General features: G+C 59.5%; 10 protein-coding genes and 2 pseudogenes. 6 read left to right on the top strand and 6 right to left on the bottom strand.

Going from position 1 to position 12,633, the window contains the following annotated elements:
• The 3 genes and pseudogenes from NW818_RS09350 to NW818_RS09360 all read left to right on the top strand — a co-directional run.
• Nucleotides 1-77: pseudogene (locus NW818_RS09350) on the top strand (mannose-6-phosphate isomerase); the annotation flags it as partial.
• A 147-nt stretch (nucleotides 78-224) separates the two neighbouring features.
• Nucleotides 225-2,162, top strand: coding sequence for a cellulose biosynthesis cyclic di-GMP-binding regulatory protein BcsB (locus NW818_RS09355; RefSeq protein WP_414424393.1), 1,938 nt, complete (start codon nucleotides 225-227; stop codon nucleotides 2,160-2,162).
• Between the two features lie 49 nt (nucleotides 2,163-2,211).
• A complete protein-coding gene (locus NW818_RS09360) occupies nucleotides 2,212-4,506 on the top strand; it encodes a glycosyltransferase family 2 protein (RefSeq protein WP_414424394.1) in 2,295 nt (764 codons plus the stop codon).
• A gap of 55 nt (nucleotides 4,507-4,561) precedes the next feature.
• Here NW818_RS09360 and NW818_RS09365 read toward each other — a convergent pair whose 3' ends face one another.
• Both NW818_RS09365 and NW818_RS09370 read right to left on the bottom strand, forming a co-directional pair.
• Nucleotides 4,562-4,921: a hypothetical protein gene (locus tag NW818_RS09365; RefSeq protein ID WP_414424395.1), complete on the bottom strand. Its 360-nt coding sequence runs from the start codon at nucleotides 4,919-4,921 to the stop codon at nucleotides 4,562-4,564.
• 239 nt (nucleotides 4,922-5,160) lie between these two features.
• Entirely contained in the window at nucleotides 5,161-6,888 is a 1,728-nt protein-coding gene (locus NW818_RS09370) for an alkaline phosphatase D family protein (RefSeq protein WP_414424396.1), read from the bottom strand.
• Between the two features lie 284 nt (nucleotides 6,889-7,172).
• On the opposite strand from NW818_RS09370, the gene clpS reads away from it, so the two are divergent.
• Together clpS and NW818_RS09380 are read left to right on the top strand one after the other, a co-directional pair.
• The gene (gene clpS / locus NW818_RS09375) at nucleotides 7,173-7,454 is read left to right on the top strand and encodes an ATP-dependent Clp protease adapter ClpS (RefSeq protein ID WP_099812808.1); all 282 of its coding nucleotides are present in this window, start codon (nucleotides 7,173-7,175) and stop codon (nucleotides 7,452-7,454) included.
• A gap of 15 nt (nucleotides 7,455-7,469) precedes the next feature.
• Nucleotides 7,470-8,294, top strand: a complete 825-nt coding sequence (locus NW818_RS09380) for a lysostaphin resistance A-like protein (RefSeq protein ID WP_414424397.1) — start codon at nucleotides 7,470-7,472, stop codon at nucleotides 8,292-8,294.
• 24 nt (nucleotides 8,295-8,318) lie between these two features.
• Here the strand turns inward: NW818_RS09380 and NW818_RS09385 are convergent, their stop codons facing one another.
• Together NW818_RS09385 and NW818_RS09390 are read right to left on the bottom strand one after the other, a co-directional pair.
• Nucleotides 8,319-9,773, bottom strand: coding sequence for a sodium:solute symporter family protein (locus NW818_RS09385; RefSeq protein ID WP_414424398.1), 1,455 nt, complete (start codon nucleotides 9,771-9,773; stop codon nucleotides 8,319-8,321).
• The gene (locus NW818_RS09390; protein ID WP_414424399.1) at nucleotides 9,766-9,957 is read right to left on the bottom strand and encodes a hypothetical protein; all 192 of its coding nucleotides are present in this window, start codon (nucleotides 9,955-9,957) and stop codon (nucleotides 9,766-9,768) included. Before NW818_RS09390 ends, NW818_RS09385 begins: the two co-directional genes overlap by 8 nt.
• 150 nt (nucleotides 9,958-10,107) lie before the next feature.
• Here NW818_RS09390 and dprA point away from each other — a divergent pair, with 150 nt between their 5' ends.
• Nucleotides 10,108-11,265: a DNA-processing protein DprA gene (dprA, locus tag NW818_RS09395; protein WP_414424400.1), complete on the top strand. Its 1,158-nt coding sequence runs from the start codon at nucleotides 10,108-10,110 to the stop codon at nucleotides 11,263-11,265.
• Here dprA and NW818_RS09400 read toward each other — a convergent pair.
• Together NW818_RS09400 and NW818_RS09405 are read right to left on the bottom strand one after the other, a co-directional pair.
• Nucleotides 11,204-11,962, bottom strand: a complete 759-nt coding sequence (locus tag NW818_RS09400; RefSeq protein ID WP_414424401.1) for an SOS response-associated peptidase — start codon at nucleotides 11,960-11,962, stop codon at nucleotides 11,204-11,206. The two genes, dprA and NW818_RS09400, sit on opposite strands and share 62 nt — an antisense overlap.
• A gap of 47 nt (nucleotides 11,963-12,009) precedes the next feature.
• Nucleotides 12,010-12,633, bottom strand: a pseudogene (locus NW818_RS09405) (alpha-amylase); the annotation flags it as partial.

The raw sequence follows: 12,633 nt of genomic DNA on the forward strand, positions 1-12,633 counted from the left end.
TGATCGAGGTGCAAAACGGGGAATACCTCGGGGAAGACGACATCGTGCGCTTTGAGGACGACTACGCCCGCCAGTAGAGGGATCCCCTGGGCATCCGAATCCACGATTTGTGCGTACAGACCCCGAAAGCTTACAGATTTCTGCATGTCGGGCAAACCTGGGTCAGGTAGGCCAAGGAGCTTGCCTGCCTCAAACAAGTTGGGGATCAACAAGAGGGGGTCAAGGTGACGCAGAAGGCAAGGCAGTGGGCTTTGTGGGTTGCCGGTTTGCTTTGGTGTTGCGGGCCGACGGCTGTCCACGCAGCGGAAGTCATTTCTCTGCAAAGGCTGGGCTACGACCGCTCGGTGCTGCTGCAAGGAGCTAACCCGCGTCTAGATATCGGGATCCCTGCCCCCCTGAACGGTGTTGACCCTGAGGCCAGCTTTGTGCAGTTGCGCCTGACTCCCTCGCCGGTGCTCAAGCCCACGTCCACGGTGCGGGTGCTGATCAACGAGGAGCTAATGGGCCTTTTTCTGGTGCGGGACCTGCGGCAGGAGCCGGTGGTGCGGGTGCCCATCCCCAGCTTGGCCGCTGGCGAGCGCTTTATCACCTTGTCGGTGCAGCCTTTCCTGAGCATCAGCGACGATATTTGCGCCGACTTGAATACCGGCAATTTGCTGCTGACGGTAGGGCGGGATAGTTTCTTTGAGCTGGTGCCCCGCGCTCCCGATGCCACAGTGGCCGGTTTTCTGCGTCGGCTGTACCCTCAGCTTACTCTGGTGGTGCCGGCCAATCCTTCCTCTGAGACGGCGGAAGCAGCTCTGTGGCTGTACAGCCTCCTTTCTCACCTGTTTCCGCAAACGCCCATCCTGTGGAGCAACCGTCCGAAGCAGGGGGCACAGGTGATCTTAGAGCCGGCCAATTTCACCCCCCACTTGCAGCATCAAATTACCCCAGAGGGATCCCGACTGCGGGTGGCGGCTCGCCCAGAGGCCATTCGAGCTTTGTATGAAGAGTGGAAGCGAGCAGGGCTGGTGAGCCGAGGGATCCAGGTGGCTGCAGTGCCGGAGCTGGAAACCTCGGCCAGGGCCAACCGCCTTAGCTTGCGGGAGTTGGGTATTGTGGATCCGCTGCTGCGGGGGTTTGGCAGCCAGTCTTTGGTCTTCAACTTCAGCCTGTCCCAATTGGGGGGGCGGCCGCGGGATCTGGCGGCGCAACTAGACGTCATTATGAACCCGGTGGATGGCCGAGTGGGGGATCGCCTCACCGGCTACGTGTTCTTGAATGGCGTTCTGTTGCGCACCTACAACCTAACCGGGCGCACCCAGCTCAACGAAACTGTGACCCTGCCCACCCGCCTGCTGCGCCGCTTTAATCAACTGGAGCTCCGCTTTGACTATGGCGCCAGCCCCGGTAATTGCCAGGGATCCCTGACCCCGCTGACTTTGCAAGTGCGTTCCGATAGCTCTGGCCTTCTCTGGAGCGGCTACCAAGCCCCTAGCGGCGAGCTGCAGGAGATCCCGGCGGTGCTGCAGGGATCCGGACGGGTTGGGCTGGGGGATCCCCAACTGCTGCCGGCTGCCGCCTACCTGGTCGGTGCCCTCAGCCGGCTGGCTGCCCGACCCCTGCTGCCCACCCTTGAGGTTTTGCCCAAAGAGGAAGCCAACCTGGAGACGGGGAACTTTGCCTGGCAGGTGATCGTGGCTGGGCCAGATCAGGTGGAGCTTAATAGCCCCATCCGGTTGGGATCCCAGTTTGAAATCATCAATCCCCTGAACCAGCAGGTGGCCTTGGCCGCTCAGCCTCAAGAAAACCTCGGCCTTTTGCAGTACTTTCTCCTGAAAGGTAAGCCGAACCTTTGGCTTTCCTGGTGGGGATCTGACCCGGCTTTGGCAGAGCGCCTCAGCCGCGGCCTTGCCGATCCGCGCACCCGCCTGGCCAACCAGCTACAGGGAAACGTGCTCACCGCCTATGCCGCTGCCCCCGATCTCACCCAAGTACAGAGCTGGGATCTCACGCCGGCAGGCTATCGAGTGCGCTACCCCGGTCGCTTCAGTTGGCAGCTTTTGTTGTGGCAATACCGCTTTTGGCTGGTGCTTTTGCTGGCCATCCTGCTGGCTGTGGGGGCATGGGACACCTATCGACGTTTGGCCCGGCAACCTGAGCCGCCAACCCCCTCTTAAGCCAAGCGAGAACCTAAGATTCGCCTAGAATTAATCTGATTTTGAGCTTATGTTAACGCTTATCGAATACTGGTTGGTGCGCACAGGCTGTCTAACCCAGGAGCAGTTGGCAAAGGCTTATCGCTATCAAAAACAAGCTGATTGTTCCCTGCCGCGGGCCCTCTGGAGCTTGAGGGCAATGCACCCCCGTCAGTTTGCTCGCCTCTGCTGTCAGATCTTGGATCGGCCCAAGCTGAGGAGCTGGTTGCTCGAGCATCCCCTCGACCTAGAGCTGCCTTGGCTGATCGAGCCTATCGATCTGGTGCCGGTGCGCTTTCTGCCCTGTGGCTGGCTCGACCCGCGAACCGTAGTGGTTGCTACCGAGGAGCCGGGCCATCCCATTGTCTGGCAAAATGTCAAGCGCCTCTGCCCCGAAGCCGATCGGATTTGGGAGATCCCGGCCACCGAAAAACAGATTCTGACCGTCCTCATTGAACGCAAGCTGACGGCAGAGCTGGTAGGCAGTCGGCTTACCTTAGAGCAGTGGCAGCAGGCTTTGGAGATCTGCCGCCGCACCGGCTCCAGCCTGGGGCAGGTGCTGACCCGGCTGAGCTACCTCTCCACCCCCGAGTATCTCAGCATCCTAGCCCATTTGCTGGGCTACCCAACGGTCTCGCAACTGATGGGAACGGGGCTGCTTCATCGGGAGGAGAATCTGAGCCAACAGTTTGATCCTGAGCTGATGATGCGCCACCTGTTCTACCCCCTAGCCTGGGCAGATGAAAATGCTCTGATGGTGATGGTGAATGACCCCCTGGACTGGGCGGTGGATGAGATCCTCTACGCTTGGCGGCCAGGCTTGCGTATTGAAAAAGTTCTGGGCACCGAGCAGGATATCACGCAGCTTCTCAGCCAGGATCAAGGACCTAAGCTGAGCCAAGAAGCTGTGTACAAGCTCATGGCCCGCCTGCCGGAGGAATCGGCCTCGCGGGTGTTTACTCCTTCTCAGATTGCAGTGGGCTACGGCCTGCTGCTGCTATTTCTATTGGGGTTGGCCACTGCTCCCTGGACGACTCTGACCATTTTGGTGCTGCTGATCAATCTTTTTTACGTCGCTTCGATCCTGTTCAAACTGCTGCTCAGCCTAGTGGGATCCGCCGATCGCTTCCACCAGATTACCGATGAAGAAGTGGCCGCTCTCGATGACCGCGACTTGCCTATCTATACCATCCTGGTGCCGGTCTACAAAGAACCGGAAGTGATGCCAATTTTGATCAAGTCTCTCTCCAAGCTGGATTACCCCCACGAGCGGTTGGATGTGCTTATTCTGTTGGAGGAAAACGACCGAGACACCATTGAGGCAGCTCGAGCTGCCAAGCCCCCCCGCTACGTGCGCCTGCTGTTGGTGCCCGACAGCAAACCCAAGACCAAGCCCAAAGCCTGCAACTACGGCCTGGCTTTTGCCCGTGGCGAATACCTCACCATCTACGACGCCGAAGATATCCCCGACCCCGATCAACTGAAAAAGGCGGTTGTGGCCTTCCAGAAAGGGGATCCCAGCTTGGTCTGCGTCCAGGCTGCCCTCAACTACTTCAACCGCAACGAGAACTTCCTCACCCGCATGTTCACCTTGGAGTATTCCTATTGGTTTGATTATCTTCTGCCGGGTTTGGAAACTCTCAGAATGCCGATCCCCTTGGGTGGCACCAGCAACCACTTTCGCACCGACCGCCTGCGGGAGCTGCAGGGATGGGATCCGTTCAACGTCACCGAAGACGCCGACTTGGGCATCCGCGCCAGCCAGCACGGCTATACCGTGGGCGTGATCAACTCCACCACCTACGAAGAGGCCAACTGTGCCGTTAAAAACTGGATCCGGCAGCGCTCCCGCTGGATCAAAGGCTACATGCAAACTTGGCTGGTCCACAACCGCAACCCCCTGCGCTCCTTGCGCAAGCTGGGCCTCAAAAACTGGCTATCCTACCAATTTTTTATCGGGGGCAGCTTCTTTACCTTTCTCACCAGCCCCATCATGTGGCTGCTGTTTATTTACTGGCTGCTCACCCGCGCCCATTGGCTGCAAAACCTATTTCCCAGTTGGCTGGTTTATCTGGGCTTGTTTAACCTCCTGGTGGGCAACGCCATTGGGATTTACCTCAACTTGGTGGCCGTTTTCCGGCGAGGGTACTACGATCTGGCCTTCTATGCCCTGCTCAACCCCATCTACTGGCAACTGCACTCTATGGCAGCTTACATGGCTCTGTGGCAGCTTTTCACCAAGCCCTTCTACTGGGAAAAGACCATCCACGGCCTGAGCAAGTTTACCCACGCCAAAGTCCAGGAAGCTGCTCACAAAGCAGCCTAGGCTACTGAATCGGTTTCCCAAGCAGTGGCGACGAAGTGAGGCCAGCCAGCACTCCTCAGAAGCTGTAGTCCGAATCTACGATCACAGCGCAACCACGGGGGTGGAGACAGCTAGCCATAATCACCTTGACGGAAAAGTTGCCCTCGTAGGGCGCCTGCACGATGGGGAAATCGTCCAACAGTTCGTCTGCAGCCACCACCTGACCGCTGGCATCGTAAAGCACCAGATCCACATCGAAGCAATCCTGGTCGCACTGCGCCCAGATGTTTTCACCTCGGTAGAAATAGCCTGTAACTACGGTCGATTGTCCATTAAAAAGCCACAAACTACGGCTCTGAGCCCAGGCGGCAGCGCCCCCGATAACTGTGGCCGCTCCTATTAAGCTTGCCACCAACCAGCCCCGCACCGAAGCCATAAGACTGCCCTCCTACTGAAAAACGGAGATAGATTTTCTACAGGGATCCACCTCAACGCCCACACTCTAGCACCCAGATCCGTTTCTCCCGAATGATTCAGATCACGTTAAGGATCTTAAGAATCTCATGCTGAAAATCGCGAAAAAGAGTTACAAAAAAAGGGATCCCGAGTAGAGCAGGGATCCCTCAATTCTGACCAGAAATCCGGCGAAGCTCCCGCATCGGTCTGGCCGACTTCTCATTGCGGCAAATTCAGTTCCCCGCGTCGCCCCAAGGGATCCGTCAAGACATTGCCGGCGGGGCCTTTGATTTGAATGGTGCAGCGGCTGCCGGAGACTTCAATAACGTTGTAGTTGGGCACCGCCAGCTCCAAAAAGCGCAAGTTGCCCGTCGTTACCCCTGGGATCCCGCTCACTTGCGGATTGGTCGGGTTCACCGGTGCCAAAAAGCCGTTCACAATCCGGTAATACAGGCGGCTGGCATTGGGGATCCCCAGTTGATTGCCCAGCTCGTCAATGCTGAGGGCCGTAACGCTCCGCCCGGTGGGGCCGGTCCACACCTCCCAGATAGGGTTGCTGCTGCCGGGGTTGACCTGTCCGATGAAGCCGGCATGGTTGTTGCCGGTCAAGAACACCACGTTGCGGATGTTGTTGCTCTCGATAAAGTCAATGACTTCCTGCCGCTCCAGCCAGTAGCCTTCCCAAACATCGTTGGAGCGGAAATAGGTCACCGTAATGGGAAACTCGCTGACGATGAACTTGTAGGTGGCGGTGGAGTTGCGCAGGCCGTTGAACAGCCACTGCTTCTGCGGATTGCCCAACAGCGTGCGCGGCGTGCGGCGCAGCAGGTTAAACAGGGCTTGCTCGGAGCCGGGTGGGCCGAAGAAAAGGGTTTCCTGTTCGGGCGTAAGACGAATGCCGGCCAGCTCCAAAAAGCGCTGCCGGGTCAGGCCGGGGGGCAAAATGGGCAAAATGGGGGTCACGGCGGCCAAATCCCGGTACTGGCGCAGATCCAGGATAAAGACTTCGGCATTGGCCCCGTAGCGGAAGCTGCGAAACAGCCGATCCCGGCTATCCACACCGGCCACATCTGTCAGGTTGGGGGTAATGGGGTTGTACTCAAAAAAAGCCTGGTAGCCCAGCACCTTGAGATCTTCCACATCGCGGGTTTGCCCGGTGGTGTCGTTGAGCTGAGTGGCCCGGCCACCGCGGGCCTTCTGGCCACTGTAGTTGTCAATCACCTCGTGATCGTCCCAGTTGACAACAAAGGAAGTCCGGCCAAACAGTTGCACGAACTCTCGTCCGGCATAGTTGGGATCCCGCTGATCCCGGTAGAGGCTGCGGTAGAACTCCAGATTGCCGATGGGATCCAGCCCCAGCCAGAAGCGATCGGCGTAGACAGTGTCGCCGTTAAAGGAAATGAAATCGATATCGCCGCGGCTGACTTCTGCCAGCATGGCTGCCCCAATAGGAAAGGGAGGCTCGTTGGCACAACTGATGTGTAAGAAGCGAATGGGTCGTCCATCCCCAGGAGCTGGCAGGGTGCGAAACTGGCCTACAGGGCTGGTAAACCCCTCGCTGACAAACCGGTAGAAGTAGCGCTGCGCTGGCCTCAAGCCGGTGACGACGGCACGAGCAATGTAGTCGCCTGGCTCAGTGCGGTAGTTGCGGCCCGCCACACGGCGAGCAGTAAGCGAAACTTGTTGCGAAATGGGGTTGAACTCGGAATTCTCAGCCACCTGCAACGTCACCGCAACCGTATCTGTCGCGCTGGCCGGGATCACCCGCGTGGAAAGCACCGCCCCTTCCGAGGTGGGATCCCCGGCAAATACCCCTTGGGGAAATCCAGGCTCTCCCAGGGGGGGAATGGAGGAACTGGAGGTGCCCCCACAGGCAGCCAGGGCGGCTGCCCCACCTCCAAACATAAGCAGTTGCAGGAAAAAGCGACGGGAACGCAGGGAACTCATAAGACCCACCTCAGGGACGCAGGCAAATGTAAAGGGATCCGCAACAAAGGCCAATCGCCTTTTTAGTCAAGCACTTTTGCCCCCAAGCTGAGGTTGTGGGCAGGTGAAGGCTGGGTTAGGGTTGGTTTAACGGCTCTGACCCCTGCGCCCAGGTTCCCCACGGCCTTTTCACAGAGCTTGCTGAGAAGGCTAAAATTTCATTACAGTTTTTCCTGCTTTTGCCCCATTTCTGCGGTTTTGCGTTCCTTAGACTTCTTGTTGACCCTGCCGAAGGAGGGATCGTTGTGGCTACAGAGACCCTGGTCAAGCCTTCTGTAACCCCAAAGCACATGCCCATGTACCGGGTGTTGCTGCACAACGACGATGTCAACACCATGGAGTACGTGGTTCAGGTGCTGGTGAAGGTGATCCCGGCGATGATGCCGCCGCAAGCCACTGAGATCATGCTGGAAGCCCACAACAACGGTGTTGCTGTGGTGATCGTGGTGCCGCGGGAGCACGCGGAGTTTTACTGTGAGCAGTTGCGTCAGCACGGCCTCACCAGCTCCATTGAGCCGGAACGCTAAGCAGGAGCGGTTGGGGTGGGCCTGCTGATTGCAAAACTCAAGGCTTTGCCCTTGCCGCTGCGGCTGTTGCTGTTTTTGGGGATCCCCCTCCTAGCCTGGCTGCCGTGGGTCGGGCTAGGGGGGTGGTTTTTTCCGGAAGCGCGAGCCTACCTGTGGCTGCCCCTGTATGCCTTGCTGCTGGTCTGGCTGGGGCTGTGGGGATCCGGGTTTGCCGCCTATGGACTGGATGGCAGTTGGCCTTGCCGAGGCGGGATCCTGTGGGGCCTGGGGATAGGTGTGGGCGGGCTTTTCCTGCTGTTTGGCCTGGAGGGATCCCTGGGTTGGCTGAGTTGGAGGGCGGTAGGAGGGGGATCCCTGCTGGTCTATGGGTTGCTGGGGTTGCTTTTGGGCTTGGGGGTGGCGCTGGCGGAGGAGCTGTTTTTTCGCGGCTGGCTGCTGCAGGAGATGCTGCTGGACTACGGTTGCAGCACTGCGGTGTGGGGATCCAGCTTCCTGTTTGCTATGGCCCATTTCCTGAAGCCTTTGCCTGAGATTCTCGCCACCTGGCCGCAATTTCCCGGACTGTGGCTGATGGGGCTGCTGCTGGTGCAGGCGAGGGTCTGGAACCAAAACAAGCTGGGCCTTAGCCTAGGGCTGCACGCGGGTTGGGTATGGGGCATGGCCTGGGTCAACAATCTGGCCTGGATTGAGTACACCGGCAGGGTGCCCGAGTGGCTGACCGGGATCGGCGGCAACCCCTTGGCCGGGCTGATGGGCTTGCTGTTCCTGGGAGGGACTTTCGCATTTCTCAACGGCCTGGCTCAAGCTGGCTGGCTACCGGCAGACCTGGAAAAGCGTTGATTGAGCTGATCGATAAAGAATAACCTACTCTCCCCAAGGCCCTTCCTCGTAGTAGGCGGTCACCTGCTCCTTGGGCGGCTGGGTAAGCAAGCTTACGCCAATTAACACCCCACTGCCGATCACCACTGCCGGGATTACGGGTAACCAGCCCCCTGTCCAAGCCCGCGGCAACAGACCCGACAGCCAACCTAAAGTCAGGCCACTGGAGACGAGGGCCCCGGCTACAGCCCCAGCGCGGGTAGCCCGCTTCCAGTACAGACCGGCTATCAGGATTGGGAACAGCATGGCATTTCCCTGAAAGCTCCAGGTGGCAATCTCCACAATCAGCCCCGGCGGGTTAAGGGCAATGGCAAAAGAGGCCAAACCGATCCCCAGCACCACCCAGCGTCCCAATTGTTCTTCTTGGTGGGGGGAAAGCTGGCGCCTGAAGAGGGTCACTACCAGATCCCGCGTTACCAACGAGCTGGCCGTAAGGAGCTGTGAGTCTGCCGTGGACATGAGGGCGGCCAGAGCTGCTGTAATCACCACCGCTGCCACACCGCCGGGCAGAGTTTGCAACATCAGGGGCATGATCTGGTCCGTTTTCTCCAGGCCGGGAAAAGCCAGGCGGCCCCAAACCCCAAGAAGAGCTGCTGGGAAAAAGACCAGCAGAATCAGCAGCGGCCAGACTACCATCAGGGTCTGGAAGGGCCGGGCACTTTTGGCCATGTAGAAGCGCTGGAAAAATTGTGGGAAAAGGGGAGTGGCCATGAAAAACAGCAGTTGATTGCCGAGTAACCCTTGCCAGCTCCAGCGTCCTTGGGGGCCGGGCAAGCTCAGCCAGGGATCCAGTTCGCTACCCGCTTCTCTCCCTAGGGAGAAAGCCACTGCAACAAAGGCCACCCCCATCCCCAGAATCAAGATGATCCCCTGCACCACATCCGTCCAGACCACCGCCTGGGATCCGCCAAAGAGCACATACCCCAAGATCACCAGCGCCACCACCACCGCCAAGGGCCAGTAGGGGATCCCCTCCCCCAACACCGCCGCCAGGGTGCGGGCTCCGCCAATGATCTGGATGCTGATGTAGGGGGCTGTAAACACCAAAGCGCTCAGGCAATACAACAACGCCAACAGGGGGCTTTGAAAACGATGGCCGAAGAACTCCGAAGGGGTGATGAAGCCAAAGTGTTGGGCTGCTAGCCATACCCGGTAGCCCACCCACAAAAACAGCCCCGAAATGAGGGCGGTGGTCACCCCCACCCCCAGGAAGATTCCCAGGCCGTGGGTATAGGCATCTGCCGGCACCCCAATGAAGGTAAAGGCACTGAGCAGCGTCGCCAGCGTCGTCAAGGTTAGAGCCAGGGATCCCAGACCCCGCCCCGCCAAAAAGTAGCTAACCGGATCCTGGCCGCTGTGGCGATAGCTCCAGAAGCCAATGGCCGCCAGCAGCAGCAAGTATGCCCCCACCACACCCAGACTCAAAACCGTGTTACTCATCTCCGCCTCTCGGCCAGCAAACGCGCACAATGTAGAAGTTAAGAGGTACCAACAGCAGGACAGCCAATCCCGCCAGCCAATACCAGGCCGGGATCCCCAAAAACTGGGGCTGGGCCGAGCGGATCCCTGCCCAGGTCAACAGCCACAGCAGGGGATAAAACCCCCACACCCAAGCCTGCCGCATCCGTCCAAACCGCAGCTGCCTTGATCCTTGAAGGTTACCGGCGGGATCCAACCCTGACATCTGCCCATCTCCTGATTTTTTGCCACGGGTTCCTTTTGCCGATTATTTGCCGATTATTTAAGATACAGCCACTGTTGCGCAGAGCTGAAATTGTCTTTCTCCACTTCCCCTTCAGATCCTGCCGGCAAGGTGGAGCCTTTCCGTTGGCCAAAGCGCGGAGAACCAGAGCGGCCTTATTGGCTGGCTTGGGCGCAAGTCAAGGGGATTGGCCCCCACCGCCTGAAACGGCTGGCGGAGTTTTTCGGATCCCTGGAGCGGGCTTGGCAGGCGGATGCCCCGGCCCTGCAGCAGGTGGAAGGGATCGGCCCCACCCTGGCCCAGGCTATTGTCTCTGCCCGTCCTGGCCTTGATCCCGAGCAGATCCTGGAGGAAACCCTCAAAGCGGGGATCCCCTTTCTCACGCCTGCAGATCCGGACTATCCGCCGCTGCTGTGGGAGGTGCCAGATCCCCCGCCCATTCTCTATGCCCTAGGAGAATGTCCCAATTGGCAACAGCCGGCTATTGCCATCATCGGCACCCGCGCCCCTACGGCCTACGGTCGACAGTGGACCCAGAAAGTCAGCGCTGCCCTGGCGGAAGCTGGCTGTGTGGTGGTCTCGGGGCTGGCAACGGGGATCGACGGCATTGCCCACCAGGCCTGTCTGGATGCCGGCGGCAAGACGGTGGCCGTGGTGGGAACGGGGGTGGACAAAGTTTACCCAGCTCACCATCAAGCTCTCTACCGGCGCATCCTGGCCCAAGGGGCCATCCTCAGCGAATATCCCCCCGGCACGCCACCGGCCAAGGAGCATTTTCCCCAGCGCAACCGCATCATTGCCGGCCTCTGCCGCGCCACTTTGGTGATGGAGGCTCCGGAAACCTCGGGAGCGCTAATTACTGCTCACCTGGCCAACCACTACGGTCGGGAAGTGTATGCCCTGCCGGGGAACATCGACACGGCAGCAGCCCGCGGTTGCCTGCAGCTCATCCGCGACGGCGCCGGCATGATCCTGGGGATCGAGGAGCTGTTGAAAGACTTGGGCCTCCTCCAGGGATCCCCTGTGCTAAAGCAGCCCTCGTCCACTGGCCCCAGCGATCCCCAACAGCAACTGCTCTGGCAGCTGCTAGGGGAGGGCATCCTCAGCCTCGATGCCCTGGCCCAGGCTAGCCAGATGGATATTGCCACCCTTTCCAGTACCCTGCTGCTTATGGAATTGGAAGGCTGGCTGGTACAACTGCCGGGGATGCGCTACCAGCGGGCTCGCTGAGGCTGGATCCCTGCACTGCTTCTCCGATAGGAGCACGGCAAGCGGGATCCTCGTGGCGGGGGTTGTTCACATGGGTGCTGACCGGATAAGCCGCCATGGCTTCTGCTGGGTAGGGGCGGAGCAAGGGCAAAAGCAGCTTGGGATCCTGCACCTGGGGATCCAGCCAAAGGTCGTAGTCGTTTTCCGTCAAAATCACGGGCATCCGCTCGTGAAAAAGCCGCATCAGGCGGTTGGCAGCGGTGTTGAGGATGGCACAGGTTTCCACCTCCACCCCCTCTGGGCTGCGCCAGCGTTCCCAAATGCCGGCAAAGGCAAATACCGGTCGATCCAGCAGGTGAAACCAGTAGGGTTGTCTGCCCTTCTTGGCCGTACCTGAGTCGGCCCACTCGTAGAAACCATCGGCCGGGATCAGGCAGCGACGACGGCGGAAAGCTTCGCGGAAAGAAGGCTTCTCGGCCACCGTTTCAGAACGAGCATTGATCAACCCGGCCTTGGCGGCTTGGCTCCAAGCGGGGATCAGGCCCCAGCGAAAATGGGTTGCCTTGCGCTGAAGGGATCCCGCCACCACCGCCAGCACCGGCTGAGAAGGGGCGATGTTGTACCGGGAGACAACTGCCCTTTCTTGGGCTGCCGCCGGCAAGCCAAAATGCTGCCTCAGCACTTCTGGCGCCACTCCTAGGCTAAACCGTCCACACATGCTTGTCCCCCAGTCGCTCACCCCAAATGGCCTGCCGACAGGATCCCCTAAACCTTGGTGGAAATGCCCAGCAACTGCAGGATCCCGCGCAGGGGAATCTCCACCCACTCGGGGCGGTGGTTCAACTCATAGCCCAGCTCGTAAATGGCTTTTTCCAGCAGATAGGCGTCCAACAACACCTCTATCTCTTGCAGGCTGCGGGGCAAAAAAGCCGCTTGGGAAGCCACCTGCAGATATTCGGCCAAAAAGCCCGCGCAGACCCAGCGGTGCCAAAACTGGGCCCACCGCATCATGTCGGGGCAGTGGTCGGCGCAGACCAAGCCGCTCTCCAGTTGCTGGCGCAAAGCTGTGTGGACAGCATAGTGGAAGGATCGCAGCATCCCCGCCACATCCCGTAAGGGGCAACGCTTGAGACGCCGTTCGCCCAAAGAGCGGGCCGGCTCCCCTTCAAAGTCGATGATGACAAAGTCTTTGCCGGTAAACAGCACCTGGCCCAGGTGATAATCCCCGTGGCAGCGGGTACGCAGGGCGGTGATCTTCCGCTCCAGGATCAGGCGGAAGCGGCTCATGATTTCCCCTTCTTGGTCGCAAACAGCCCGAGCCAAGTTGGCCTCTGCTTCCGGCAGCTTGGGGAGCTGCTTATAAGGACTCCGTCCCGCTGACGCGAACAG

It is taken from the genome of Synechococcus sp. R6-5 (assembly GCF_047461775.1).
Lineage (GTDB): Bacteria > Cyanobacteriota > Cyanobacteriia > Thermostichales > Thermostichaceae > Thermostichus.

Excerpts from the sequence above, each read along its gene's own strand:
- NW818_RS09400 (WP_414424401.1), bottom strand. The coding sequence starts at position 11,962 with ATGTGTGGACGGTTTAGCCTAGGAGTGGCGCCAGAAGTGCTGAGGCAG.
- NW818_RS09385 (WP_414424398.1), bottom strand. The coding sequence starts at position 9,773 with ATGAGTAACACGGTTTTGAGTCTGGGTGTGGTGGGGGCATACTTGCTG.
- NW818_RS09365 (WP_414424395.1), bottom strand. The coding sequence starts at position 4,921 with ATGGCTTCGGTGCGGGGCTGGTTGGTGGCAAGCTTAATAGGAGCGGCC.
- NW818_RS09390 (WP_414424399.1), bottom strand. The coding sequence starts at position 9,957 with ATGCGGCAGGCTTGGGTGTGGGGGTTTTATCCCCTGCTGTGGCTGTTG.
- NW818_RS09370 (WP_414424396.1), bottom strand. The coding sequence starts at position 6,888 with ATGAGTTCCCTGCGTTCCCGTCGCTTTTTCCTGCAACTGCTTATGTTT.
- NW818_RS09360 (WP_414424394.1), top strand. The coding sequence starts at position 2,212 with ATGTTAACGCTTATCGAATACTGGTTGGTGCGCACAGGCTGTCTAACC.